The organism is Alphaproteobacteria bacterium, from assembly GCA_040220875.1.
Lineage (GTDB): Bacteria > Pseudomonadota > Alphaproteobacteria > JAVJVX01 > JAVJVX01 > JAVJVX01.
Map to the genome: position 1 here is coordinate 502,910 of JAVJVX010000006.1, position 23,424 is coordinate 526,333.

Sequence of the window (23,424 nt, forward strand, 5' to 3'; positions counted from 1 at the left end):
AATGCCTAGTCCGGCAAAAATCCGAGGCCGAGTCCGGCCACGGCCGCGGCCACGATCAGGGCCACGATTCCCATCCGGAAGATGAAGACGGCCGCGAGGGCGGCGAGGGCGATCAGCGCCGCCGCGGGATCGAGACTGGCCACGACCGGCAGCTCGAGCCGGCCGAGCCCCGCCGGCAGCGCGGCCACGCGCGTCTCGGTGAAGAGCACGTGCAGCGCGAACCAGAGGGAGAGATTCGCCATGACGCCGACCACGGCCGCCGTCAGCGCGCGAAGCGCGGCCGAGAGCGCCGGGCTGCTGCGCAACTGCTCCGCCCAGGGCGCGCCCAGGAAGATCCAGAGAAAACAGGGCACGAAGGTCACCCAGCTCGTCACCAGCACACCCAGCGTGCCGGCGAGCACGGGATCGAGCGGGCCCGGCGCCCGGTAGGCCGCGAGATATCCGACGAAATTCAGGACGAGGATGAGCGGACCGGGCGTGGTTTCGGCGAGCCCCAGCCCGTCCACCATTTCGCCAGCGCCGAGCCAGCCGTAGCCCTGCACCGCTTCCTGCGCGACATAGGCCAGCACGGCATAGGCGCCGCCGAAGGTGACCACGGCCATCTGGCTGAAGAAGAGCGCCAGGCGGGTGAAGACGTTTTCCGGCCCGAGAATGAGGAAGAGCGCGGCCACCGGCACCAGCCAGAGGGCCAGCCAGACCGCCCCCGTCGCCAGCGCGCTGCGCCGGCGGCCGGCCGGCGGCGGCGGGCTCGCGGGCGGGCCGTCCCCCAGGACGCCCGGACGCCGGCCGGCAATCGCGCCCGCCAGGGCCGCGCCGATCACGACGAAGGGAAACGGCACGTTCAGCGCATACATGAGGAAAAAGGCGAGCAGGGCGAGGGCGGCGAGGGGCCAGGTGGTCAGGGTGCGCCGCGAGAGACCGAGGAGGGCCTGAACCACGATGGCGAGCACGGCCATCTTCACGCCGAGGAATGCCGACTGGACCGGGGCGAGATGGAAGAACGCGCCGTACAGAATACTGAGCGCCAGAATGATGACGAGGCCCGGCAGGATGAAAAGCAGCCCCGCGACGAGCCCGCCCCGGGCGCCGTGCAGCAGCCAGCCGATATAGGTCGCAAGCTGTTGCGCCTCGGGACCCGGCAGCAGCATGCAGTAATTGAGCGCGTGCAGGAAACGCGCTTCGTCCAGCCAGCGCTTCTCCTCGACGATGAGCCGGTGCATCAGCGCGATCTGGCCGGCCGGTCCGCCGAAGCTCAGAAACCCGATTTTGATCCAGACGCGGAGGGCGGCGCCAAAGGGCACCGGAGGCGGGAGCCGTGCGGGGCCGGGTTCAGCCATGGCGCGGGCCCGCCGGGCGGGCCCGTCAGCCGCGCGAGATCATGGGGCCGAGCTTGCGGCCGGCGAAGATATGGACATGGAGATGGGGAACCTCCTGCCCGCCATCCTCGCCATGGTTCGCGAGGATGCGATAGCCCCCGTCTTCAAGATCGAGGTCGCGCGCCACCTGGCCCACGGTGCGGATGAAGGCCGCGATTTCGGGGTCGCTGGCCCTGGCGGAGAAATCCGCCATCGAGACATATTTGCCCTTGGGTATGACCAGCACGTGGACGGGCGCCTGCGGATTGATGTCGTGAAACGCCAGAGTGTGCTCATCCTCGAAGACCTTGTCGCACGGCAGGTCACCGCGCAGGATTTTCGCGAACACGTTGTTTTCGTCATAGGCCATGGGCTGGGTTTCCCTTCCGGTCCGGCGCCGTTATTCGCCCCGTATGCCCGATTTTTTCGTGCGCGCCTGAAGCTCGCTCCAGATTTCGGCCGGATCGAGGCCCGCCTCGGCCCAGAGCACAAGAAGGTGGTAGAGCAGATCGGCGCTTTCCTGCACGAGGGCCGCGCGGTCGCCCCTGATGGCGTCGATCACGGTCTCGATCGCCTCTTCGCCCAGCTTCTGGGCGATCCTGTCCCGGCCCGCCCCGAACAGGCTGGCGGTATAGGAGGTTTCGGGATCGGCCCCGCGGCGCTTTTCGATCGTCTCGAACAGCCGGGTCAGGATCTCGGGTGATGGGGCTTCCGCCATGGGGCGATTCCTTCGTCTGCCAGGGGCCCATTCAGCTAGCAGATTTGCCGCCGCCCGTCACTAAAGCCGCACCGGGACACCCTGTGCCGCCATATATGCCTTGGCCTCGTGAATGGTGTGCGTGCCGAAATGGAAGATCGAGGCGGCGAGCACCGCGCTCGCATGACCGTCGCGCACCCCTTCTACCAGATGGGCGAGCGTGCCGACCCCGCCCGAGGCGATCACCGGCACCCTGATGCGGTCGGTGACGGCGCGGGTCAGCGCGATATCGAAGCCGGATTTCGTGCCGTCGCGATCCATCGAGGTGAGAAGAATCTCGCCCGCCCCCAGATTGACCATGCGGGCCGCCCAGTCGAGCGCGTCCAGCCCGGTTCCCCGCCGGCCGCCATGGGTAAAGACTTCCCATTTGTGGCCGCTGCCGGGAGAGTTGACCGCCTTGGCGTCGATCGCCACCACGATGCACTGGCTGCCGAACTTGCGCGCCGCCTCGGCCACGAATTCAGGGTTGTGCACGGCGGCGGTATTGATCGAAACCTTGTCGGCCCCGGCCAGAAGCAGGCGGCGAATATCCTCGACGGTCCGCACACCGCCGCCCACCGTCAGCGGCATGAAACACCGCTCGGCCGTGCGCTCCACCACCTCGTAAAGCGTATCGCGCCCCTCATGACTGGCGGTGATATCGAGAAAACAAAGCTCGTCCGCGCCGGCCGCGTCATAGAGCGCGGCCTGTTCCACCGGGTCGCCCGCGTCCCTGAGGTCGATGAAGTTCACTCCCTTGACGACGCGGCCGTCCTTGACGTCGAGGCAGGGGATGATCCGCGCCTTCAGCATCAGACGTCCCCGGCGGAAAGAAGATCGAGCGCAGCCTCGGGATCTATGCGGCCGTCATAAAGCGCGCGGCCGCAGATCACGCCCTCGATTCCCGCGCTTTCATGGTTCTTCAACTCGCGCAGATCATCCATCGTCGACACGCCGCCCGAGGCGATGACGGGCGTGGTCAGTGCCCAGGCGAGGTCGACCGTTGCCTCGATATTGGCGCCGCGCATCATGCCGTCGCGATCGATATCGGTATAGATGATCGCGGCCGCGCCGGCGTTCTCGAATTTGAGCGCGAGATCGAGTGCTTTTACCCGCGACGTTTCGGCCCAGCCCTCGACCGCGACGAATCCCTGGCGCGCGTCGATGCCGACGGCGATGCGGCCCGGAAAATCGCGGCACGCCTGGATCACGAGGTCGGGGTCACGCAGCGCGGCGGTGCCGAGAATGACTCGATCCACGCCCTTGTCGAGCCAGGCCGCGATCGTCTCGCGATCGCGAATGCCGCCGCCAAGCTGAAGCCGGATATCCACGGCCGCGCGAATCGCCTCGACCGCGGCCGCATTGGCCGGCCGGCCCGCGAAGGCGCCATCGAGATCGACGATATGGAGCCAATCGAACCCGGTCTCGGAGAACTGCCGGGCCTGATCGCGGGGACTGGTGTTGAAGACCGTCGCGCGAGCCATGTCGCCCTGAAGCAGCCGGACGCAAGCGCCCTCCTTGAGGTCGATCGCCGGAAACAGGATCATCGGATGCGCCCCTTCCTAGCCTTGCGGCTGCCAACCGAGAAAATTGGCGAGCAGCCGCAATCCTGCCCGCTGGCTTTTTTCGGGATGGAACTGCGTGCCGGCGATGTTGTCCCGCGCCACCATGGCGGCGATTTCCTGGCCGTAGGCGACGGTCGCGACAACGGGCGCGGGATTTTCAGGCACGAAATGGTAACCGTGGACAAAATACATATGTGACCCGGCCTCCAACCCGGCGAGAAGCGGATGCGGGGTCCCGCGCCAGGCGAGATCGTTCCAGCCCATATGGGGAATGTCGAGGGGCTGGCCGGTGGCATCCTCTTGCGCCAGCGCGACCACCTCGCCCGGAATCCAGCCGAGCCCCGGCGTGACCCCGTGCTCGAGCCCGCGCGTCGCAAGAAGCTGCATGCCGACGCAGATCCCGAGGAAGGGCCGGCCGCCGTCCACGACCGCCGCCTCGAGCGCCTCGATCATGCCCGGCAGAGCCTCGAGCCCCGCCTTGCAATCCGCGAAGGCGCCAACGCCGGGCAGCACGATCCGGTCTGCCCCGGCGACGGCGCGGGGATCGTCGCTGACCACGACCCGCGCGGCGCTGCCGGCTTCGCGGCTGGCGTGCTCCAGCGCCTTCGCCGCCGAGCGCAGATTGCCCGAGCCGTAATCCACCACAAGCACTGTCATCGAGAATTCCTGTCGCGAAAGTGGCTGGCGCCGGTGCGCCTAGAGCTTGCCCTTCGTGGACGGCACGTCATCCGCCCGGCGCGGATCAATCTCGACCGCCTGACGCAGCGCGCGGGCAAGGCCCTTGAAGCACGATTCCACAATATGGTGATTGTTCTCGCCATACAGGTTTTCCACGTGCAGCGTGATCCCGGCATTCTGGGCAAAGGCCTGAAACCATTCCTTGAAAAGCTCGGTGTCCATGTCGCCCAGCTTGGGCTTGCTGAAGGTGACCCGCCAGATGAGGTAGGGCCGGTTGGACACGTCGAGCGCCACCCGCGACAGGGTCTCGTCCATGGGGATCATGGCCGCGCCCCAGCGCGTGATCCCCTTGCGCTCACCCAGCGCGCGCGCCACCGCCTCGCCAATGGCGATACCGGTATCCTCGGTGGTGTGATGAAAATCGATATGCAGATCACCGCGCGCCCGCACGCGGAGGTCGATCAGCCCGTGACGGGCGAGCTGCTCGAGCATGTGATCGAGGAAGCCGATGCCGGTCTCGATTTCGGCAACGCCTGTCCCGTCGAGATCGACGGTGACGCTGATCTCGGTTTCCTTGGTTTTGCGGTCCACCGTGGCGCGGCGCATGATGCTGCTCTCCGTTGCGGGCCCGGTTTCGGCCCGGTTTCCGCCTTCTCCTACCACCTCCGGCAGGGCAGCGCCAGTGGAGCGCCGGCAATCCGCGAGAACGCCCGTGAGCACGGCCAGGCCACAGAGGGGCTTGAATTTGCGCCAAAAACACCCAGATTCGGAAAGCCGTCCACCCTCACCCCGGAGTCCCCATGCCCCCCGCACCTGCCACCGACCTTGCCCGAATGCACGGCACCACGATTCTCTCCGTGCGCAAGAACGGCAAAGTGGTCATCGCGGGCGACGGCCAGGTCACGCTGGGGCAGACCGTGCTCAAATCCAACGCGCGAAAGGTGCGTCGGCTGGGCGGCGGCGAGGTGATCGCCGGCTTCGCCGGGGCCACGGCGGATGCCTTTACCCTCTTCGAGCGCCTCGAAAGCAAACTCGAAAGCCATCCGGGCCAGCTCATGCGGGCCTGCGTGGAACTCGCCAAGGACTGGCGCACCGACCGCTATCTGCGCCGTCTCGAGGCAATGATGATCGTCGCCGATCGCGACGTCTCCCTCGTCCTCAGTGGCACCGGCGACGTGCTGGAGCCGGAGGACGGCGTGATGGGGATCGGTTCGGGCGGCATGTACGCGCTGGCCGCCGCCCGCGCGCTGACCGAGGTGGACGGGCTCGAGGCGCGGGAGGTGGCCGAGCGGGCCATGAGAATCGCCGCGAAGATCTGCGTCTATACCAACGAGTCGGTCGTCGTCGAACAACTTTAGCGCCGCCTGATTTTTTTCCCCTAACCTGTCGAGCCCCGTATGAGCATACCCTTGCCCACATTCAGCCCCCGCGAAATCGTCTCCGAACTCGACCGCTATATCGTCGGCCAGGCGGATGCCAAGCGGGCGGTGGCGATCGCGTTGCGCAATCGCTGGCGCCGGCAGCAGCTGGACGAACAGCTGCGCGAGGAAGTCCTGCCGAAGAACATCCTGATGATCGGCCCGACCGGCGTGGGCAAGACCGAGATCGCCCGGCGCCTGGCAAGGCTGGCCCAGGCACCCTTTATCAAGATCGAGGCAACGAAGTTTACCGAGGTCGGCTATGTCGGGCGCGATGTGGAACAGATCGTGCGCGACCTTCTGGAAGTATCGATTCACGAAACCCGCGAGCGCCTGCGCAAGGACGTGCGTGCCAAGTCTGAGGCGGCGGCGGAGGACCGCGTGCTCGACGCGCTGGTCGGCCAGGGCGCGGGCAGCGAGACGCGGCACAAGTTTCGAACCATGCTGCGCGCGGGCGAACTGGACGACAAGGAAGTGGAGCTGGAACTGCGCGATGGTTCGGGCCTGCAGATGCCGATGATGGATATCCCCGGCATGCAGGGCGGCCAGATGGGGATGATCAATCTCAACGATATTCTGGGCAAAGCCTTCGGCGGCCAGACCAAAAAGCGACGCATGATCGTGGCCGAGGCCCATGACGTGCTGGTCGAGGAAGAGGCCGACCGCCTGCTCGATCAGGACAAGGTCGTCAGCGAGGCCATCGAGGCGGTGGAGCAGAACGGCATTGTGTTTCTGGACGAGGTCGACAAGATCTGCGCGCGCAGTGACCGGGCGGGCGCGGATGTCAGTCGCGAAGGCGTCCAGCGCGACCTGCTGCCGCTGATCGAGGGCACGACGGTCACGACGCGTCATGGCTCGGTCAAGACGGATCACATCCTGTTCATCGCCTCGGGCGCGTTCCATATTTCGAAACCGTCCGATCTTCTGCCGGAGCTTCAGGGCCGGCTGCCCATCCGCGTCGAGCTCAAGGCGCTGACCAAGGATGACTTCGTCCGTATCCTGACCGAGCCCGAAGCGAGCCTCATCAAGCAATACGCGGCGCTGATGGCGACCGAGGATTTCACCCTCGAATTTACCGAGGATGGCGTGGCGGAAATTGCGGCCCTTTCGACGGAAATCAACAGCAATGTCGAGAATATCGGCGCCCGGCGCCTGCACACGGTGATGGAGCGCCTGTTGGACGAGGTGAGTTTCACCGCGAGCGACCGGCAGGGCGAGCACATGACCGTGGACGGCGATTACGTGCGCCTACACGTGGCCGAGCTCGCGCGCAATACGGACCTGTCCAAATTCATTCTTTAGGGCGGGTCCCGGCGCCGTCGCCACGCAGGATCCCGAGCAGGACGTCGAGCGTCTCCGGATCGAGTCCGCCGATGCGCTCGGCCAGAAGATTGGCCACAAGGGTCGCTTCGGGCGCCAGGCCCTGGGTGTCCACCGTCACACGCGGATGGGAGAGGACGGCGAGGCGTTCGATTTCGTCCTGTTCGTCCCAGTCGAGGCCGAGCACGCCCACCACCTGAATGAGAAACACCCGGTTGGGCCGGCCCCGCTTGCCATGCTCGAGCGCCGAGAGATAGGCGGCCGAGACGTCGAGTCGGGCCGCCATTTCCTTGAGTGTCAGCCCCTGCGCCTGGCGCAGTTCACGCATCCGGCGCCCGAAAGGGGTCATTGCCCGATCCCATCGCTGCCTGGAGCCCGCCGGCGGCGCAGCAGCACATAGAATGCGCCGTCGCCGCCATGCTGCGGCCGCGCCGGCACGAACGCGAGAACCCGTCTCCGATTGGGCGCCTGGCCGAGCCAGCCCGGCAGTTCGCGGCGCAACACCCCGCCCTCGCCAAGCCGGCCGCGCCCGGTGATCACCAGTACCAGGCGCAGGCCCCGCCCCTCGGACTCCGCCAGGAAATCGGCCAGCCGGGGCGCCGCCTCGGCACGGCTCAGCCCGTGCAGGTCGATCTCGTCCTCGATCGCCATAAGGCCGCGCCGCAGCCGCATCTCGGTCCGCTTGTCGAGCCCCGCCGCCCGCGCATCCCGGAGATCCTGCGGGCCGGGACCGGGTTCGGCCGGAGACGCCGCTTGGGGCGCGGGGACCGGGTCTCCGGGCCAGGGCCGGGGGGGGATCATTGCGCGCGCCGGGGGCGCCGCCGGCGGGACCGAGTCGGGGGACGCCAGGGGGGACGGCACGGGGGACGGCACGATTTTGTTTCGCTTGCGTAACGGCTTGGTGGCGGCCGAGATTTCCTGCCAGAGCGCCCGGTCGGCCGGGACAGGCGGGGCGGGCGGGCGCCGGCGGGCCATCAGAGCTCATCCACCAGAAGGATATGGAGCCGCCGCGGCCCGTGGGCCCCGAGGAGGATCTTCTGCTCGATATCGGCGCTGCGCGACGGGCCGGTGATGAAATGCACACCGCGCGGCAGTACCGGGGCATTCCGGCCCGATTGCGCGTGGCGCTCTCGAAGCGTGTCCCAGGCAGTCTCGTAATGCCGGGCGAGATCTTGCGCCGGGAGCAGCACGAGAAGGGTTTCCGGCAGAAAATTCAGGCTTGCCGGCGCGGCCGGACCGGAGAAAAAGACCAGCGTCCCGGTTTCGCCGACGCCGAGCGCGGCACGGGTCAGCACCGGCACATCGCCCCGACCGACCCAGCCGGGGCGACCGGCGGGCTCGCGCGTGTCGGCGAGACGCTCGACCGTCGTCACCGCGAATGGCGATTGGAGCTTCCAGGGGATGCGCGCAAGGTCGGGATCGGGGCCCTGTATGATTTCGCCCGGCAGGTTTTCCTTGGCGAGATACGTGGCCACCGCCTGGGGCACGGCATGCAGGTCGGCCAGCTCGGCCACGCTCGCGGATGCCGCCTCGGCCATGGCGATGAAGGACCGGCGCAGCGCCGCCTGATCGCCGCCGGCCCGGTCGGGACGCAGGTGAACGGGCGGGTGCTCAAGCCGTTCGCGCACCCGGGCGGCGCGCGCGGGATCCGGGCCGTCCGCCCCGTTGGCCGCGCGCACCCGCGCCAGTATGTCGGACCGCCCGCCGGTCATACCGATGATTTCCGCTTTTGGTTACGCGCGGCAAGAAGCGCGGCGAGGCTCGCTTTCTCGGGCGGCGGCAAATCGCGCACGCTCGTCCAGCCGCCGAAAAACGGCACTGCCCGTCCGCCGGCCCTGGCGGCGAGGCGCAGCGCCCGGCGCGCCAGGTTCTCCCCAAGCCGGTAGAGCCGGGGCCGGCGGGCGGCCAGGCGCCAGAACCGAAGCGCCAGCTTGTCCCGGCGCACGGGGCCGGCGCGGGCGAAATCCCGGTCGCGCCAGAACCGCATGAGCCTGGGCAGCGGTATCTGCACCGGGCAAACCGCCTCGCAGCGCCCGCAGAAGCTGGACGCGTGGGGCAGGTGCGCGCCCGCCTCGATCCCGATGAACTGCGGCGTGAGCACGGCGCCCATGGGGCCCGGATAGACCCAGCCATAGGCGTGCCCGCCGACCGAGGCATAGACCGGGCAGTGGTTCATGCAGGCGGCGCACTTGATGCAGCGAAGCATGTCGCGCATCGGGCCGGCCAGCAGGTCGCTGCGCCCGTTATCGAGCAGCACGACGTGGAATTCGCGCGGCCCGTCGAGATCGTCGGCCCGTCGGGGCCCCGTCGTGAAGCTGGTATAGACCGACATTTCCTGACCCGTTGCCGAGCGCGCCAGCAGCCGGGTCAGCGTCATGGCGTCTTCAAGGGTCGGCACTATTTTTTCGATGCTGGCGACCACAATCTGCACCGGCGGGAGAGTCTGGGACAGATCGCCATTTCCTTCATTGGTGACGATGGTCGCGGTCCCGGTTTCGGCGATGAGAAAATTCGCGCCCGTGATGCCGACATCGGCCGCGAGAAATTCTTCCCGCAAAATCTGCCGCGCCTCCGACAACAGGCTTTCCGGCGCCTCAAGGTCGCGCGCCGCGTCGAGTGCCGTGTGATTCGCGCGAAACGTATCGGCGACATGCTCCTTGTTGAGATGAATGGCCGGCGCAATGATGTGGCTTGGCGGTTCGTGGCGCAGCTGGATGATGTATTCACCAAGATCGGTCTCGACGGGCCGGATCCCTGCCGCCTCGAGCGCATCGTTGAGCGCGATCTCCTCCGTCACCATGCTCTTGCCCTTGGCCACGCTGCGCGCTCCGGCCGCGCGGCAGAGCGCGATGATCGTCTCGCGCGCTCCGGCCGCATCGCTGCACCAGTGAACCTGCCCGCCCGCCTCGTGCACGCGAGATTCGAATGCCTCGAGATAGAGATCCAGATGGTCGAGCGTGTGATTCTTGATCTCGACGGCAAGATCGCTGAGCCGGTCGAATTCGGGCAGGGCGTCGCGCGCCCGCGCGCGCTTCTTCTGGAAGCCTTCGGGCACATTGCCGAGGGCGCGCTGCAGTTCGCCATCGGCCAGCGCGCGGCGAGCATTGGCGGGGAAATCGGGCGAGGTGATTTTCATCTCACCCCTCCGCCTCTTCGCCGATTGCCGGCGTATCGAGCCGACCCGCGAGCATTTCGGCGACGTGACGGAACCGGAGCGCCAGGCCCCGGCGCCGGCTGCGCCCGGCCATGTTGAGGAGGCAGCCGAGATCGCCGGACAGCACCAGCCCGGCCCCGGTCCGGCTCAAATGATCGAGTTTCTCGTCCACCATATGGGCCGAGATATCGGGATACTTGACGCAGAACGTGCCGCCAAATCCGCAGCACTCCTCGCCGCCCGAGGCTTCGCGCAGACCGAGCCCGTCGATCCGGCCGAGCAGCCGGCGCGGTTGCTCGCGGATCTTCAATTCGCGCAGCCCGGCACAGGCGTCGTGAAAGGTCACGTCGCCCGCGTAGCTGCCCGACAGGTCCACGCCCATCGCCTCGTCCAGAAACGCCGTCAACTCCCAGGTCTTCGCCGCGAGAACTCGGGCGCGGTCCGCCATATCGGGCTCGTCCTCGAAGAGTTCGGGAAAATGGGTCCGGATCATCCCGGCGCAAGAACCCGAGGGAAGGACGATATGATCGAACGGCTCGAAGGCACGGATCACGTCCCGCGCAACCGCTTCCGCCCCGTCGCGGTCTCCGCTGTTATAGGCCGGCTGGCCACAGCAGACCTGAAGATCGGGGATGGACACGCGGCAGCCCGCCTGTTCGAGGAGATCGAGTGCAGCCACGGCCACGGACGGACGGAACAGCCGCACGAGACAGGTGGTGAAGAGGGCCACATGGGGGCGGGAGACGGGATCAGCCATGGAACGGTATATCTCGGACGATTGATGATGGGCGATTTGCTGTCGGCCGCCGGCGGGTTACCGGGGCCGGGTTCAGCATCCCGGCTTGCGGATACGAGCGCAAGGGGGAGCCGGTTTCCTAGCGGGAGTCCATCCTCCGCGGCAAGAGGGCGAAAATTCCGCCCTCGGCGTGCATGGCCCCCGCTTCGTGCCAGGCCTGCTCGCCCGCGCCCCAGAAAATATCGCCCCGGATCGGCCCGGTGATGGCCGCGCCCGTATCCTGGCTGATCATGAGCCGGCGCAGCGCTCCCCCGTCAGCGCCGGGCGTGTCCAGATCGGGCCTGCGGGTATCCACCCAGACCGGCACGCCATAGGCCCAGAACCCCGGGTCCACTGCAAGGCTGCGGCCGGGTGTCAGGGCGACCCCGGCAGCGCCGATGGGGCCCGCCCCGTCGATCGGGCGAAAGAATATGTAGCGCGCATTGAGCGCCATCAGGGCCGCGGCCTCCTCGGGGTGGGATTTGAGCCAGCGCGCGATCTTGTCGGAGGTCAGGCCGTTGACGCCCCGGTCGCGCAGTTCGGCGCCGACCGAGCGATAGGCGTGCCCGTTATGGGCGGCATAGCCCACGCGCAGCGCGCTGCCATCGGGCAGGCGAATTTGCCCCGAGCCCTGAATGTGAAGAAAGAAGAGATCCACGGGATCGGCCGCCCAGGCCAGAACCGGCGCCCGGCCCTCGAGTCCGTCCGTCCCGATTTCGGCTCGCGTGTCATAGGGTTGCAGGCGCCCCTCCGCCACCTTGCCGGCAATGGACAGGCCCCGCAGATCGGGCCGGAACCGGCCGAGATCGACCAGAACCAGATCATCGGGCCGGCCGAAAACGGGGTATCGGTGGCGGGCATCGGGCGCGAGCGCGCCGTCGAGGCTGGCTTCGAAATAGCCCGTGAAGAGCCCGGCCGCAGACGTACCCCTGCCCGTCACGGCACGCGCCTGCGCCGGGCTGAAGCGCGCCTCGAGCCATGCGCGGGCAGCGGCGGCACTGCCGAAACCGCCTTCGGGCAGGGCGCTGCATACCGCCTGCCAGTCGCGGGTGGGGCCGAAATCCGGCGCGGCCGGGCGGGCCGCATCCCCCTCGCCCAGGGTGCGGCCAAGATGGAAGGGCGAGTCTGCGGGACGTGCCAGAATGCCCGGGCAGCTTCGCTTGAAGGCGTCGAGGGCGGCACGGGGATCGGCCTCGGGCCAGCCCGGCAGGCTGGCGTAATCGGCCGGCACGAACTGCAGGACCGGCGGCGCCCCTTCTTCCGGCGCCGGGGCCACCGGGGCGGGGGCCGGGATCTCGACCACGGTGGCCGGCCTCAGGACGTAGAGAGCGGCCGCGCCCAAGGCGCCGCCGAGAGCGAAGATCAGCGCCAGCATGCCGAGATATCGCCTCCGGCTGCCGGAGATGCCAGGCACGCCAGGGGCGCCGGGGGCTGGAGCGGGGTTGCGGTCGCCGGCCGGGGTCATGGGTCTGCGGGTCCGCCCCGGAGAATCAGGACGGGATCGCGGTTGCCGTCAGCGCCCAGTTGGGATCGTCCGACCCCGTGTCGCGCTGGAAGGTCCAGAGATCGGTGATCTCGGCCACGTAATGCGGATCGCCCTCGACCACCTCGCCATCCTCGTCGCGCGTGACGTTGGTCTGTTCCGAGACGAACTTGACGGTGATCGAGGCGGCGCCGCCCTTGAGGGCGGCCTCCACGACCTGGGCCGATTTGATGTTGACGAGCTCGGTCTCGAGCACATGGCCCTTGTCGGCCCGGTCCTCCACGGCCGACGCGAAGCCGCGATACACGTCCGCCGACAGGAGCGGCTCGAGCGCATCGAGATCGCCCTGCGCGAAGGCGTCGACAATCATGCGGAAGGCGGTTTTGGCACCGGCGAGAAATTCGGTCGGATCGAAGTGCGGATCGGCGCGCGCAATATCCTGGAGACCGGCGCGCACCTCGTCGGAGAACATCGCGTCGTCCGCGATCACGCGATCGGGGAGCGTCACGATGTTGTCGTTGCCGGCGCGCTCACCGGCTTCCTGCGCGGCCGTTTCCGCCGCGTCCGTCCGGAAGCGGTCTTCCGGCCGAGGGGCGGGCTCATGACCGGTGCGCCGGCCGAGCACGCTGCGCAGGCGGAAAACGAGGAAGCCCGCCACCATGGCGAGAAGAATGATATCCAGAAACTGAAACCCGTTGCCCATGCGAAAACCAATCTGGCGAATGCTGATCTGGCGAAAACCAATTTGCCGGACTCTCTTCCGGGCGACACCCCGTCGGTCGGCACGAGAGCTAGCATACCCTTTCAAGCAGGGATTCCCAGCCTTCTCACGCGGCCGGGCCTGATCGGGCCCGGGCGGGCCCGATCGGCATTGTCCCGTTCCCCTGAAGTCCCTAGATAAGACGGGTTAACACGAATAAAAGGTGGAGAATGCGACAAATCGGAGGCGCGGCGTGATTCTGATCCGCCATGGCGAGACCCCGTTCAACGTGGCCTTCCGCGAAACCCGGCGGGATCCGGGCGTGGTGGACCCCGGGCTTACGCCCGAGGGGCGCGACCAGGTGGCTGCCGCCGGCCGCGTTCTCGCCGGGGAAGCCGGGGACAGGCGGCCCGCCCGGCTGGTGGCGAGCCCTTACCGCCGGACGCTTGAAAGCGCGACCATCCTTGCCGATATCCTCGATGTCCCCGTTTCGGTGGAGCCGCTGGTGCGCGAGCGCTCGGTTTTCGCCTGCGACATCGGCACGCCCGCCTCGGTGCTGGCACGCGAATGGCGGCACCTCGCGCTCGATCACCTGGACGAAATCTGGTGGGCCGCGGCCGAAGAGAGCGAGGAGGCGCTCGATCGTCGCAGCCATCGCTTCCACCGGGCGATGACCGCCGCCCCGGACTGGTCGCGCCTTTGCATCGTCTCTCATTGGGGGTTTATCCGGAGCCTGACCGGCCAGGGACTTGAGAACGCGGAAACGCACCGCCTGGCGGCCGGCCACATCCATCCGCGGGCGCCCGCGCTGGAAGCGGGGCGGGATGAGGCGTCGATGCACGGGGGTTGCCAAGCGACCTTGCGCGAGTCTTGATAGACCGGTGCCGCCCCCAGCCGAGAGAGAGCAAATCATGTCAGACAATCAGGACAATTCGGGTGTCAGCCCGCAAGCAACGGGCGACGTGCCCGGCATGACGATCGAGGTGCGGGGCCAATACATCAAGGATCTTTCGTTCGAGAATCCGCTGGCGCCGCGCACGATGCAGGATCTGAAGGACCCGCTCGACATTTCGGTCGATGTCAATACGAGCGCCAGGACGATCGAGGACGATGCACACGAGGTTGTCCTCGCCATCAACGCGCGCGCCACGGCGGGCGAGGATGTCGTGTTTATCGTCGAGCTCGTTTATGCCGGCCTGGTCGCAGTGCGCAATGTGCCGAGGGAATCGCTGCAGCCTCTCTTGTTCATAGAGGCGCCGCGCCTGCTGTTTCCGTTTGCGCGCAATATCGTGGGCGAGGCGACGCGTAACGGCGGTTATCCGCCGCTGTTGCTGAACCCGATCGATTTCGCGCAGCTCTATCGGGAGCGCATGGCGCAAGGCGCAAGCGGTACCGCCTAGAGCCGCCAGAGCGGGGCGGTGATCCGGTCCAGCATCTCGTCATGCTGGCGACGTTCCTCGGCGCTCGGTGGGAAGGCGCGGGGTTCGCGAAACTCGCGCGTAATGCGCGCCATGTCCTCCCGGGCCGCCCCTTGCGGGGCCAGGGCCAGGCCCCCCTGCCGGCCTCCCGTCAATTCGATATACACCAGCGAGAGCAGCTCCGCGTCGAGCAGGGCGCCGTGTTTTTCGCGGCTGGAGAGATCGATCCCGAAGCGCCGGCACAACGCGTCAAGACTGGCCCGCTCGCCCGGAAACTTGCGCCGCGCCAGCTCCAGCGTGTCAAAGACGCGATGGCGCTGGATAACCGGCCGGTCCACCCGGGCGAGTTCGGCATTGAGAAACCTGATGTCGAACTCGGCGTTGTGGATCACGAGCCTGTCGTCAGCGATGAATTCCAGAAAATCTTCCACGAGATCGCCGAATAACGGCTTGTCCGCCAGGAATTCGGTGGACAGGCCGTGCACCTCGTAGGCAGTCACCGGCATGTCGCGTTCGGGATTGAGATAGGCGTGGAAAAGGCGCTCGGTCTGGATCGAATTGACCAGTTCGATACAGCCGATTTCGACAATCCTGTCGCCCGTTTCGGGGTTTAGGCCGGTTGTTTCAGTGTCGAGGATTATTTCGCGCATGGCCCTTCCGCTGTCTGCCGGTCCGGATATGTCAAGGCCCGCACCAGTCGCTTAACCTGGCGCGCCGTATGGCCGAAGCCAAGGCCAGTGTGAATGATAACGTCGGCACGCGCGCGTTTTTCTCCATCACTCATCTGGCGCGCGCGAATGCGGTCGAATTTTTCCGCCGTCATGCCGGGGCGCGCCAGCACGCGCTGGCGCTGGAGGAAGGCGGGCGCGGTCACCACCACCGTCAGATCGACGCGGCGCTCGCCACCGGTTTCGAACAGGAGCGGAATGTCGAGAACCAGAAGGCGCCGGCGCTGGCGGCGACATCTGGCGAAGAAGTCGGCCTCGATCGTCCGCGCAAGAGGGTGGAGGATATCCTCGAGGCGCGCGAGCGCGGCCGGATCGTCGAAGACGCGCGCACCCAGCCTGCGCCTGTCGATTCCGCCCCGCCCGTCATCCGCTTCCGGAAACGCCGCCCGGACCGGCAGCACGCCCCGGCCGCCCGGGGCGAGGAGGTGATGAATGGCCGCGTCCGCTTCGTAGACCGGAACGCCCAGGCGGCGGAACATGCGCGCCGTCGACGATTTGCCCATGCCGATGGAGCCCGTGAGGCCGATGACGATCGGCCGTGACCTGGCCGGATGTCCTGTCATGTTGCGCCGGTCCCGGGCTGCCCGCCCGTGCCTTCCCGCTGCCGGAGCGCGGCCTCGAGAATCCCGCGCTGCGCGGGCGTGGGTGTGGCCGGATGGCCGAACCAGGCCTCGAAGCCGGGCCGGGCCTGATGGATCAGCATCCCGAGCCCGTCGGCAACCGGGTGGCCGCGCCGGCGCGCCTCGGCCAGCAAGGGGGTTTCCAGCGGAACATAGACGATATCCGCGACCGCCGCGCCGGGGGCGAGGCGATCGAGGCGGAGATCAAGGGGCGCCATCCCCGTCATGCCCAGACTGGTCGCGTTGACGAGAAGGGAGATGTCTTCGAGCGCCGCCTCGCGCGCCGCCCAGTCGCGGATCGCGATGCGCCGGGCAAGGGTCGCGTCGACATGGCCGAGATCCTCTTTCAATGCCTCCGCGCGTGCCCGGGTGCGGTTGATCAGCACGACCTCCTCGGTCCCCGCCTCGAGCAGGGCGACCACGATGCCGCGCGCCGCACCGCCCGCGCCCAGCACCAGCGCCCGGCGCGCCCGCGACCATCCGGCGGAGCGCAGGTTCTCGAGAAACCCGTAGCCGTCCGTGTTGCTGCCGAGACTGCCGCCCGATCCGGCATCCCCGAAAATGATGGTGTTGACGGCGCCCGCCCGGCGCGCCGCCTCGTCGGCGCGGTCCACCCAGGCGAGGGCCGCCTCCTTGTGGGGCAGGGTGATGTTGACCCCGCGATACCCTTCGGCCTGCAGCCGTCCGAGCGTCGCCGCGAAATCAGGCGGCGCCACATCCATCGCTTCATACCGCCCGTTGATGCCGTAGGTTTCGAGCCAGTAGCCGTGCAGCAGCGGCGACAGCGAGTGCCTTGCCGGCCAGCCCAGGACGGCGGCGCGGAGAAGCGGCGCGCCGGCGCCGCCAGCCGGGTGCCTCTGGCCGGTCGGGTCCTGCATCACCGTTCCACCACGCCGTGTTCGCGCAGAAATTCGAGCAGCGCCAGCAGCGGCAATCCCCAGATCGTGTAAGGGTCACCCTCCATCTTCTGGAAAAGCTGCGCGCCCGGCCCCTCGATCTGATAGGCACCAACCGATTCGAACGCCCGCGGCCCCACGGCGTCCAGGTAATGATCGATAAACCCGTCGCCGAAGAGCCGCATGGTCAACCGGGCCGTGCCCGTGTGATGCCACAAGCGCACGCCGTCGCGGACCACGACGGCGCAGGCCACCAGCGCGTGCTGGCGCCCGCGCAGTTCGCGAAGATGCGCGCGCGCTTCCTCGCGGCTGGCCGGCTTGTCATACAGCCGGCCCTCGCAAACCAGAACCTGATCGCCGCCGATTACCAGCGCCCCCGGATGGCGCTCGGAAACCTTTCGCGCCTTCATCTCGGCCAGCACTTCCGGTATGTCCTCGAACCCGGCACCATCGGCGAGGAGTGAGGTCTTGACCTCGGCCTCATCGATATGCGCCGCCTCGGCCGTCGCGACCAGGCCCGCCGCCTCGAACATGCGCCGGCGCATCCGGCTTTCGCTGGCGAGCACAAGGCGCGGCGCCTCGGTCCTGCCCATGAGCGGGCGTCCGTCCGGTATCGCTTCCCCGCTCACGAGATCCGCCCGGCGCGCCGGTCGTAAAGCTGCAGGATCGCGGCGGCCGTTTCCTCGATCGAGCGCCGCGTCACATCGAGAATGGGCCACTTGTTCTGCAGGCAGATTTTACGCGCGAAGGCCAGTTCCGCCTTGATTCGCTCCGGGTCGGCATAGCCGGTATCCTCGGACTCGTTGAGCATGCGCAGCCGGTTGCGCCGAAGCTGGACCAGCCGCTCCGCGCTTTCGGTCAGTCCCACGATCAACGGTCTTTTGAGCTGGAAGAGAATCTCCGGCAAGGGCACCTCGGGGACGATCGGAATATTCGCTGCCTTGTACCCGCGATTGGCGAGATAGATGCACGTTGGCGTTTTCGACGTGCGCGACACGCCGAGAAGCACGATATCGGCGTTCTCGAGATCCTTGGAAACCTGGCCGTCATCATGGCTCATGACGTAATTCATCGCATCCATGCGGGTGAAATACTCCGCATCCAGCACATGCTGGCGGCCGGGTTCGGCCCGGCTCTGCCGCCCGAAATACCGGGTCAGTTCGGCCAGGACCGGCTCCAGGACGGAGATGCACGGAATCTGTATGTCGCGGCATTTGCTTTCGAGATACTGGCGCAGATTCTCGTCCACGAAGGTGAACATGACCACACCGGGATTGGTCGCTATTCCCTGGACGACCCGCTCGAGCTGGCCGCGCGTGCGGACCAATGACCAGACATGCTCGATGGGCTCCACCCCTTCGAACTGAACGAGGCAGGCGCGCGCGACGCTCTTGATCGTCTCGCCAGTTGCGTCGCTTACCAGATGGAGGTGGAAATTGGCCACGTGCAGGACCCTCGTAAACTGCCGCCCGGCCCTGTCCGGCCGGATATGATCAGGGAAAATACCGCGGGATAACCTGCCATGAAAGCGCCCGGGATTTGTGGATAAACCCGGCCGGAAAATAAAATGCCCGTTTCACACCCGTCTTTGTTGCCCCCGCCGTGTGACTGCCCGCATCTTTGCGCTTTCATCCCCCACCCCTGAATCACGGGGGAACCCTGCCGGGCAGCCGGGATAATCGGCCGATTATGATCCGTATCCGGGCCCGGCGGGTAAAACCAATCATGGGGATAAAACCGAGATAAAAAAGGATTCCCGGTTTTCACAGGGATTCACTACCTACAACCACCTTTTCTTTATTAAGGGAAGTATAGGATAAGTGCACGGGACAGCGCGGATAAGCGTTCGGCCGGCGGAGCCCGAATGACGACAAAACCTCTCCTCGACGTGCTTGGCGGAAACGTTCCGGAAACGCCGCCGGTCTGGCTGATGCGCCAGGCCGGGCGCTACCTGCCGGAATACCGCGCGGTACGCGAAAAGGCCGGTGATTTTCTCTCGCTCTGCTTTTCGCCCGATTTCGCGACCAAGGTCACCCTCCAGCCGATCCGGCGGTATGGCTTCGATGCCGCGATCCTGTTTTCGGACATTCTGGTAATTCCGCACGGTCTCGGCCAGAAGGTTGCCTTCCGGCAGGGCGAGGGTCCGGTGCTGGAAGCGCTTGGCGGCGCGCCGGATCTGGACCGGCTGAATGTGACAGGGGTGAGCGAGCGTCTGGCGCCGGTCTACGAGGCGGTCGGGCGAATCAGGCGGGCCCTCCCCGCCGGGGTCGCGCTTATCGGCTTTGCCGGCGCTCCCTGGACGGTTGCGAGCTATATGGTGGAAGGGGGAACCAGCCGCAATTTCACCCGGGTGCGCGACTGGTCGATCCGGGCGCCCGACAGTTTTGGCAAGCTCATCGGGATCATCAGCGAGGCAACGCTCGAGCACCTCTCGGCCCAGGTCGAGGCTGGCGCCGAGGTGATACAGATTTTCGATTCCTGGTCGGGCATTCTGGACGATGAAGGGTTCGGGCGCTGGGTGAGCGGTGCGACGCGCGATCTCGTCGCGGCGCTCCGTCGACGCCATCCGGATGTGCCGGTGATCGGGTTTCCGCGCGGCGCCGGGCTGCGCTACGGGGCCTACCTGCGCGAGACCGGCGTGACGGGGGTGAGCCTCGATCCCGGCGTGCCACTCGATTACGCGCGGGACAATCTGGCCCCCCTGGCGGTGCTTCAGGGCAATCTGGATCCGCGCCGTCTCGCGGCTGGTGGCGAGGCGCTGGCGGGCGCGGTCGGTCGGATCAAAACGGCCTTCAATGGGCTGCCGTATATTTTCAATCTCGGGCACGGAATCGAGCCCGATACCGAGCCCGAGCATGTGGCCGAACTCGTTCGTCTGGTCAGGGAGGGATCACGATGAGCGGGCCGTCCCGGCGCCGCCGACTTGCCGTGGTGCTATTTAATCTGGGGGGGCCGGACAGCCCCGATGCGGTAAGGCCTTTCCTGTTCAACCTGTTCAACGACCGCGCGATCATCGGTCTGCCGCAGCCCTTTCGCTGGCTCCTGGCGAGCCTGATCTCGCGCCGGCGGGCGCCGGTGGCGCGGAAAATCTATGCGACCCTCGGCGGCGCCTCGCCCCTTCTGCCCAATACCGAGGCCCAGGCCCGAGCGCTCGAGGACGCCCTCAATACCGGTGATGACGATTTGGAGGCGCGGGTCTTTATCGCCATGCGCTACTGGCATCCCCGGGCCCTCGAGGCGGCGGAACGGGTGCGTGATTTCGAGCCCGACGACATCGTGCTGCTCCCGCTCTACCCGCAATATTCGTTGACGACCTCGGGATCGTCCCTCGGGGACTGGCATATGGCTGCCGGACAGGTGGGACTGACGGCGCCGACGCGCGCGATCTGCTGTTATCCGGCGCTGGATGGCTTCGCCGCGGGCGTCGCGGATCGGCTGGTGGCCGGGCTGGCGGATGCCCGCGAGGCCGGGAGTGGCCCGATCCGGATTCTGTTCTCGGCCCACGGCCTGCCCAAAAAGACCGTCGCCCGGGGTGATCCCTACCCCGATCACGTGCGCCTGTCGGCCGAGGCGGTGATGAAGGAAGTGGCACGCCGGGGATATGACGGGATCGACTGGACGATCTGCTATCAGAGCCGCGTCGGGCCACTCGAATGGATCGGACCCGCGACCGAGGATGAGATCCGCCGCGCGGCCGCCGATCGGGTCGCGCTGGTGGTGGTGCCGATCGCCTTCGTCTCCGAACATTCCGAGACCCTGGTCGAGCTCGACAAGGAATATCGGGAACTGGCCCGGGAGGCGGGCGTGCCCATCTATATCCGGGTGGCGACCGTCGACGCCGAGGCGCCCTTCATCGATGCGCTGGCCCGCCTCGCCCGCCAGGCGCAGGGCCGGGCAGTGTCGGTCGCTTCCGATGACGGCCGTCGGCGCTGTGCCGGGGAGGCGGTGCAATGCCCGATGAGGTCCCTATGATGGCGGCGCGGCTCACAGGCAGGAGGACGGCGACATGACCCAGTGGATCGGATTTCTCGGCGACGCCTATCCTTGGATTCGCGCGCTTCACATCATCAGCGTCATCGCCTGGATGGCCGGGCTCTTGTACCTGCCGCGGCTCTTCGTCTATCACGCCGAGGCGGCGCCCGGTTCGGACAAGTCGGAGACATTCAAGGTCATGGAGCGCCGCCTGCTGCGCGGGATCATGAATCCGGCCATGATCGCGAGCCTGATCTTCGGCCTGCTCCTGTTCGTGCATGGCGGGCTCTGGGCGGAAGCTTGGATGCACGCCAAGTTTGCCCTGCTGGCGCTGCTCTTCTGGTCCCATATGGCGATGGCCAGATGGCGCCGGCTGTTCGCGGCCGATCGGAACACGAGGAGCCGTGATTTCTACCGCCTCGTCAACGAAGCACCGACCCTGCTGATGGTGGGAATCGTCCTGCTGGCCGTGGTGCGGCCCTTCTAGCCCGGCCGTCGCGAAACCTTCATTTGACAAAGAGGGGCTTTTTTGGATAAAGCAGGGTGGTTTCCGACAACCGGTCCCGGTCCCGCCGGGGCCGAGCGTGCCGCCGGAAATCACTTCCCCACCAAAGGCCTGACGCATTTCTCCAGGACCGCCTGCGGCGGGGCATAACAAAAAAGGCCGTTCCGGTCTGTCTTCCCCCAACTCCGACACGCTTTCAAACCGTTTTTCACGAAGGTCACGCACCCTGTTAACCCCGGAAATCTCCGGACGAAATTTGAAAATCCACTCATCCCGCCCCGCTCGACAGAGCCATCTAAACAAGGCGGCCGATACTGGGACCCCACCGGCGCAATGCGCCGGCGTCTTCCGGCAAAGCCGGATCTGAACGGGCCTCCCTCGGCGCCTCATTCCGGACAGAACCCATGCAGCTTCAGGAACTGAAACAGAAAACCCCCAAGGAACTCCTCGATTACGCGGAAGAGCTTGAGGTTGAAAACGCGAGCAGCCTGCGCAAGCAGGACATGATGTTTGCCATTCTGAAGCAACTCGCGGAGAAGGACGTCTCCATCTATGGCGACGGCGTGCTCGAAATTCTCCAGGACGGCTTCGGTTTTCTGCGTTCGCCCGAGGCGAACTATCTGCCCGGCCCGGACGATATTTACGTGAGCCCGAGTCAGGTCCGGCGGTTCGGCCTGCGCACCGGGGACACTGTGGAGGGCGAGATCCGCGCGCCCAAGGATGGCGAGCGGTACTTCGCGCTGCTCAAGGTCAACAAGATCAATTTCGAAGAGCCGGATTCAACCCGCCACCGGATCAATTTCGACAACCTGACCCCGCTTTACCCGGACGAAAAACTCCATCTGGAAAGCAGCGACCCGACCTCGAAGGACATCACGCCCCGGGTGATCGATCTGATCGCGCCCCTGGGCAAGGGCCAGCGCGCCCTGATCGTGGCGCCGCCCAGAACCGGCAAGACGGTGATGCTGCAGAATATCGCGCACGCCATTACCGAAGCGCATCCCGAGGTCTATCTCATCGTGCTGCTGATCGACGAGCGCCCGGAGGAGGTCACGGACATGGACCGCTCGGTCAAGGGCGAGGTCATCAGTTCCACCTTCGACGAGCCGGCCGTGCGCCACGTGCAGGTTGCCGAGATGGTGGCGGAGAAGGCCAAGCGCCTCGTCGAGCCCAAGCGCGTTGTCGTGATCCTGCTCGATTCCATCACCCGGCTCGCGCGCGCCTACAACACGGTCGTGCCGAGTTCGGGCAAGGTGCTGACGGGCGGCGTGGACGCCAACGCGCTGCAACGTCCCAAGCGGTTCTTCGGCGCTGCGCGCAATATCGAGGAAGGCGGCTCGCTGACGATCATAGCGACCGCGCTGATCGACACGGGCTCGCGCATGGACGAGGTGATCTTCGAGGAGTTCAAGGGGACCGGCAACTCGGAAATCATTCTCGACCGCAAGCTGTCGGACAAGCGCGTGTTCCCCACGATCGATATCACGCGTTCCGGCACGCGCAAGGAAGAGCTGCTGGTGGACAAGGGCACGCTCTCCAAGATGTGGGTGCTGCGCCGCATCCTGATGCCGATGGGTGTCGTGGACGCGATGGAGTTCCTGCTCGGCAAGCTCAGGGAAACCAAGACCAATCAGGATTTCTTCGATTCCATGAATCAGTAGAGCGGGATCAGGGGATCAGGATCACCGATCCTGTCGTCTTGCGCGCCTCGAGATCGGCGTGCGCCCGGGCAGCATCGGCCAGGGCATATTCGAAATCCATCATGGGCCTGACGGCGCCCTTGGCCATGACATCGAAGAGCGCGGCCGCGGCCGTGCGCAGATCGTTCGGGTCGCGCGCGTAGTGATCGAGCATCGGCCGCGTGAGATAGAGCGAGCCGCGCACCATCAGTTCGCGCGGCGCGATGGGATCGGGGGGCCCTGACGCGTTGCCGTAGCTCACCATCATCCCGAACGGTGCGAGGCAGTCGAGGGATTTCATGAAGGTGTCCTTGCCGACACTGTCGTAGACGACAGGCACGCCCTTGCCGTCGGTGATCTCGCGCACCCGGGCGACGAAATCCTCGTCGCGGTACAGGATCGGGTGATCGCAGCCATGGGCG

At 66.7% G+C, this 23,424-nt stretch carries 28 protein-coding genes; 8 read left to right on the top strand and 20 right to left on the bottom strand.

Annotation, left to right across the window (positions count from 1 at the left end; translation table 11 throughout):
• Positions 1-5: 5 nt before the first annotated feature.
• The 7 genes from chrA to hisB are packed head-to-tail and all read right to left on the bottom strand — an operon-like array spanning position 6 to position 4,940.
• Positions 6-1,337, bottom strand: coding sequence for a chromate efflux transporter (gene chrA / locus RLQ26_08365; protein ID MEQ9088740.1), 1,332 nt, complete (start codon positions 1,335-1,337; stop codon positions 6-8).
• A gap of 25 nt (positions 1,338-1,362) precedes the next feature.
• On the bottom strand, positions 1,363-1,725 hold the full coding sequence (locus RLQ26_08370; protein MEQ9088741.1) for a histidine triad nucleotide-binding protein: 363 nt from the start codon (positions 1,723-1,725) through the stop codon (positions 1,363-1,365).
• A gap of 30 nt (positions 1,726-1,755) precedes the next feature.
• The gene (locus RLQ26_08375; protein ID MEQ9088742.1) at positions 1,756-2,073 is read right to left on the bottom strand and encodes a phosphoribosyl-ATP diphosphatase; all 318 of its coding nucleotides are present in this window, start codon (positions 2,071-2,073) and stop codon (positions 1,756-1,758) included.
• Positions 2,074-2,133: 60 nt separating this feature from the next.
• On the bottom strand, positions 2,134-2,904 hold the full coding sequence (gene hisF / locus RLQ26_08380; GenBank protein MEQ9088743.1) for an imidazole glycerol phosphate synthase subunit HisF: 771 nt from the start codon (positions 2,902-2,904) through the stop codon (positions 2,134-2,136).
• Entirely contained in the window at positions 2,904-3,638 is a 735-nt protein-coding gene (gene hisA / locus RLQ26_08385; GenBank protein MEQ9088744.1) for a 1-(5-phosphoribosyl)-5-[(5-phosphoribosylamino)methylideneamino]imidazole-4-carboxamide isomerase, read from the bottom strand. Before hisA ends, hisF begins: the two co-directional genes overlap by 1 nt.
• A gap of 15 nt (positions 3,639-3,653) precedes the next feature.
• Positions 3,654-4,313, bottom strand: coding sequence for an imidazole glycerol phosphate synthase subunit HisH (gene hisH / locus RLQ26_08390; protein ID MEQ9088745.1), 660 nt, complete (start codon positions 4,311-4,313; stop codon positions 3,654-3,656).
• 39 nt (positions 4,314-4,352) lie between these two features.
• Entirely contained in the window at positions 4,353-4,940 is a 588-nt protein-coding gene (gene hisB, locus RLQ26_08395; GenBank protein MEQ9088746.1) for an imidazoleglycerol-phosphate dehydratase HisB, read from the bottom strand.
• A gap of 194 nt (positions 4,941-5,134) precedes the next feature.
• On the opposite strand from hisB, the gene hslV reads away from it, so the two are divergent.
• Together hslV and hslU are read left to right on the top strand one after the other, a co-directional pair.
• Entirely contained in the window at positions 5,135-5,692 is a 558-nt protein-coding gene (gene hslV / locus RLQ26_08400; protein MEQ9088747.1) for an ATP-dependent protease subunit HslV, read from the top strand.
• Between the two features lie 51 nt (positions 5,693-5,743).
• Entirely contained in the window at positions 5,744-7,054 is a 1,311-nt protein-coding gene (hslU, locus tag RLQ26_08405; protein ID MEQ9088748.1) for an ATP-dependent protease ATPase subunit HslU, read from the top strand.
• Here the strand turns inward: hslU and RLQ26_08410 are convergent.
• The 7 genes from RLQ26_08410 to RLQ26_08440 form a co-directional block, all read right to left on the bottom strand.
• Positions 7,044-7,421 carry a helix-turn-helix domain-containing protein gene (locus RLQ26_08410; GenBank protein ID MEQ9088749.1) on the bottom strand — a complete coding sequence of 126 codons (378 nt, stop codon included), beginning with the start codon at positions 7,419-7,421 and terminating at the stop codon, positions 7,044-7,046. The two genes, hslU and RLQ26_08410, sit on opposite strands and share 11 nt — an antisense overlap.
• Positions 7,418-8,047 (bottom strand): Smr/MutS family protein, encoded by a 630-nt coding sequence (locus RLQ26_08415; protein ID MEQ9088750.1) that lies wholly within the window; start codon positions 8,045-8,047, stop codon positions 7,418-7,420. The genes RLQ26_08410 and RLQ26_08415 overlap by 4 nt, the downstream gene beginning before the upstream one ends.
• Positions 8,047-8,784 (bottom strand): LUD domain-containing protein, encoded by a 738-nt coding sequence (locus RLQ26_08420; GenBank protein ID MEQ9088751.1) that lies wholly within the window; start codon positions 8,782-8,784, stop codon positions 8,047-8,049. Before RLQ26_08420 ends, RLQ26_08415 begins: the two co-directional genes overlap by 1 nt.
• Positions 8,781-10,208: a LutB/LldF family L-lactate oxidation iron-sulfur protein gene (locus RLQ26_08425; GenBank protein ID MEQ9088752.1), complete on the bottom strand. Its 1,428-nt coding sequence runs from the start codon at positions 10,206-10,208 to the stop codon at positions 8,781-8,783. Before RLQ26_08425 ends, RLQ26_08420 begins: the two co-directional genes overlap by 4 nt.
• Position 10,209: 1 nt before the next feature.
• Complete coding sequence (locus RLQ26_08430; protein MEQ9088753.1) at positions 10,210-10,983, bottom strand: (Fe-S)-binding protein; 774 nt, start codon at positions 10,981-10,983, stop codon at positions 10,210-10,212.
• 118 nt (positions 10,984-11,101) lie between these two features.
• Positions 11,102-12,376: an MltA domain-containing protein gene (locus tag RLQ26_08435; GenBank protein MEQ9088754.1), complete on the bottom strand. Its 1,275-nt coding sequence runs from the start codon at positions 12,374-12,376 to the stop codon at positions 11,102-11,104.
• Positions 12,377-12,491: 115 nt separating this feature from the next.
• Positions 12,492-13,187 (bottom strand): Tim44/TimA family putative adaptor protein, encoded by a 696-nt coding sequence (locus RLQ26_08440; GenBank protein ID MEQ9088755.1) that lies wholly within the window; start codon positions 13,185-13,187, stop codon positions 12,492-12,494.
• A 250-nt stretch (positions 13,188-13,437) separates the two neighbouring features.
• Here RLQ26_08440 and RLQ26_08445 point away from each other — a divergent pair, with 250 nt between their 5' ends.
• Both RLQ26_08445 and secB read left to right on the top strand, forming a co-directional pair.
• Positions 13,438-14,058, top strand: coding sequence for a histidine phosphatase family protein (locus tag RLQ26_08445; GenBank protein ID MEQ9088756.1), 621 nt, complete (start codon positions 13,438-13,440; stop codon positions 14,056-14,058).
• 37 nt (positions 14,059-14,095) lie between these two features.
• Entirely contained in the window at positions 14,096-14,584 is a 489-nt protein-coding gene (gene secB, locus RLQ26_08450; GenBank protein MEQ9088757.1) for a protein-export chaperone SecB, read from the top strand.
• Here the strand turns inward: secB and dnaQ are convergent.
• Genes dnaQ through RLQ26_08475 form a run of 5 tightly spaced genes read right to left on the bottom strand, consistent with a single transcriptional unit; the run spans position 14,581 to position 18,290 of the window.
• Positions 14,581-15,252 carry a DNA polymerase III subunit epsilon gene (dnaQ, locus tag RLQ26_08455; protein MEQ9088758.1) on the bottom strand — a complete coding sequence of 224 codons (672 nt, stop codon included), beginning with the start codon at positions 15,250-15,252 and terminating at the stop codon, positions 14,581-14,583. The genes secB and dnaQ overlap by 4 nt on opposite strands.
• A complete protein-coding gene (gene coaE / locus RLQ26_08460) occupies positions 15,240-15,893 on the bottom strand; it encodes a dephospho-CoA kinase (GenBank protein MEQ9088759.1) in 654 nt (217 codons plus the stop codon). The genes dnaQ and coaE overlap by 13 nt, the downstream gene beginning before the upstream one ends.
• On the bottom strand, positions 15,890-16,828 hold the full coding sequence (locus tag RLQ26_08465; GenBank protein MEQ9088760.1) for a shikimate dehydrogenase: 939 nt from the start codon (positions 16,826-16,828) through the stop codon (positions 15,890-15,892). Before RLQ26_08465 ends, coaE begins: the two co-directional genes overlap by 4 nt.
• On the bottom strand, positions 16,828-17,475 hold the full coding sequence (locus RLQ26_08470; protein ID MEQ9088761.1) for a Maf family protein: 648 nt from the start codon (positions 17,473-17,475) through the stop codon (positions 16,828-16,830). The genes RLQ26_08465 and RLQ26_08470 overlap by 1 nt, the downstream gene beginning before the upstream one ends.
• Positions 17,472-18,290, bottom strand: a complete 819-nt coding sequence (locus tag RLQ26_08475) for a pyruvate, water dikinase regulatory protein (GenBank protein ID MEQ9088762.1) — start codon at positions 18,288-18,290, stop codon at positions 17,472-17,474. The genes RLQ26_08470 and RLQ26_08475 overlap by 4 nt, the downstream gene beginning before the upstream one ends.
• 420 nt (positions 18,291-18,710) lie before the next feature.
• Between RLQ26_08475 and hemE the strand changes: the two genes are divergently transcribed.
• The 4 genes from hemE to rho all read left to right on the top strand — a co-directional run bounded on the left by hemE (position 18,711) and on the right by rho (position 22,984).
• Positions 18,711-19,745: a uroporphyrinogen decarboxylase gene (gene hemE, locus RLQ26_08480; protein ID MEQ9088763.1), complete on the top strand. Its 1,035-nt coding sequence runs from the start codon at positions 18,711-18,713 to the stop codon at positions 19,743-19,745.
• On the top strand, positions 19,742-20,818 hold the full coding sequence (gene hemH, locus RLQ26_08485; GenBank protein ID MEQ9088764.1) for a ferrochelatase: 1,077 nt from the start codon (positions 19,742-19,744) through the stop codon (positions 20,816-20,818). Before hemE ends, hemH begins: the two co-directional genes overlap by 4 nt.
• 34 nt (positions 20,819-20,852) lie before the next feature.
• A complete protein-coding gene (hemJ, locus tag RLQ26_08490; protein ID MEQ9088765.1) occupies positions 20,853-21,305 on the top strand; it encodes a protoporphyrinogen oxidase HemJ in 453 nt (150 codons plus the stop codon).
• Between the two features lie 422 nt (positions 21,306-21,727).
• Positions 21,728-22,984 carry a transcription termination factor Rho gene (gene rho, locus RLQ26_08495; protein ID MEQ9088766.1) on the top strand — a complete coding sequence of 419 codons (1,257 nt, stop codon included), beginning with the start codon at positions 21,728-21,730 and terminating at the stop codon, positions 22,982-22,984.
• Positions 22,985-22,991: 7 nt separating this feature from the next.
• Here the strand turns inward: rho and RLQ26_08500 are convergent.
• The coding region (locus RLQ26_08500; protein MEQ9088767.1) for a zinc-binding dehydrogenase at positions 22,992-23,424 on the bottom strand (433 nt) is incomplete at its 5' end.

Excerpts from the sequence above, each read along its gene's own strand:
- chrA (MEQ9088740.1), bottom strand. The coding sequence starts at position 1,337 with ATGGCTGAACCCGGCCCCGCACGGCTCCCGCCTCCGGTGCCCTTTGGC.
- RLQ26_08370 (MEQ9088741.1), bottom strand. The coding sequence starts at position 1,725 with ATGGCCTATGACGAAAACAACGTGTTCGCGAAAATCCTGCGCGGTGAC.
- RLQ26_08375 (MEQ9088742.1), bottom strand. The coding sequence starts at position 2,073 with ATGGCGGAAGCCCCATCACCCGAGATCCTGACCCGGCTGTTCGAGACG.
- hisF (MEQ9088743.1), bottom strand. The coding sequence starts at position 2,904 with ATGCTGAAGGCGCGGATCATCCCCTGCCTCGACGTCAAGGACGGCCGC.
- hisA (MEQ9088744.1), bottom strand. The coding sequence starts at position 3,638 with ATGATCCTGTTTCCGGCGATCGACCTCAAGGAGGGCGCTTGCGTCCGG.
- hisH (MEQ9088745.1), bottom strand. The coding sequence starts at position 4,313 with ATGACAGTGCTTGTGGTGGATTACGGCTCGGGCAATCTGCGCTCGGCG.
- hisB (MEQ9088746.1), bottom strand. The coding sequence starts at position 4,940 with ATGCGCCGCGCCACGGTGGACCGCAAAACCAAGGAAACCGAGATCAGC.
- hslV (MEQ9088747.1), top strand. The coding sequence starts at position 5,135 with ATGCCCCCCGCACCTGCCACCGACCTTGCCCGAATGCACGGCACCACG.
- RLQ26_08410 (MEQ9088749.1), bottom strand. The coding sequence starts at position 7,421 with ATGACCCCTTTCGGGCGCCGGATGCGTGAACTGCGCCAGGCGCAGGGG.
- RLQ26_08415 (MEQ9088750.1), bottom strand. The coding sequence starts at position 8,047 with ATGGCCCGCCGGCGCCCGCCCGCCCCGCCTGTCCCGGCCGACCGGGCG.
- RLQ26_08420 (MEQ9088751.1), bottom strand. The coding sequence starts at position 8,784 with ATGACCGGCGGGCGGTCCGACATACTGGCGCGGGTGCGCGCGGCCAAC.
- RLQ26_08425 (MEQ9088752.1), bottom strand. The coding sequence starts at position 10,208 with ATGAAAATCACCTCGCCCGATTTCCCCGCCAATGCTCGCCGCGCGCTG.
- RLQ26_08430 (MEQ9088753.1), bottom strand. The coding sequence starts at position 10,983 with ATGGCTGATCCCGTCTCCCGCCCCCATGTGGCCCTCTTCACCACCTGT.
- RLQ26_08435 (MEQ9088754.1), bottom strand. The coding sequence starts at position 12,376 with ATGCTGGCGCTGATCTTCGCTCTCGGCGGCGCCTTGGGCGCGGCCGCT.
- RLQ26_08440 (MEQ9088755.1), bottom strand. The coding sequence starts at position 13,187 with ATGGGCAACGGGTTTCAGTTTCTGGATATCATTCTTCTCGCCATGGTG.
- secB (MEQ9088757.1), top strand. The coding sequence starts at position 14,096 with ATGTCAGACAATCAGGACAATTCGGGTGTCAGCCCGCAAGCAACGGGC.
- dnaQ (MEQ9088758.1), bottom strand. The coding sequence starts at position 15,252 with ATGCGCGAAATAATCCTCGACACTGAAACAACCGGCCTAAACCCCGAA.
- coaE (MEQ9088759.1), bottom strand. The coding sequence starts at position 15,893 with ATGACAGGACATCCGGCCAGGTCACGGCCGATCGTCATCGGCCTCACG.
- RLQ26_08465 (MEQ9088760.1), bottom strand. The coding sequence starts at position 16,828 with ATGCAGGACCCGACCGGCCAGAGGCACCCGGCTGGCGGCGCCGGCGCG.
- hemE (MEQ9088763.1), top strand. The coding sequence starts at position 18,711 with ATGACGACAAAACCTCTCCTCGACGTGCTTGGCGGAAACGTTCCGGAA.
- hemH (MEQ9088764.1), top strand. The coding sequence starts at position 19,742 with ATGAGCGGGCCGTCCCGGCGCCGCCGACTTGCCGTGGTGCTATTTAAT.
- hemJ (MEQ9088765.1), top strand. The coding sequence starts at position 20,853 with ATGACCCAGTGGATCGGATTTCTCGGCGACGCCTATCCTTGGATTCGC.
- rho (MEQ9088766.1), top strand. The coding sequence starts at position 21,728 with ATGCAGCTTCAGGAACTGAAACAGAAAACCCCCAAGGAACTCCTCGAT.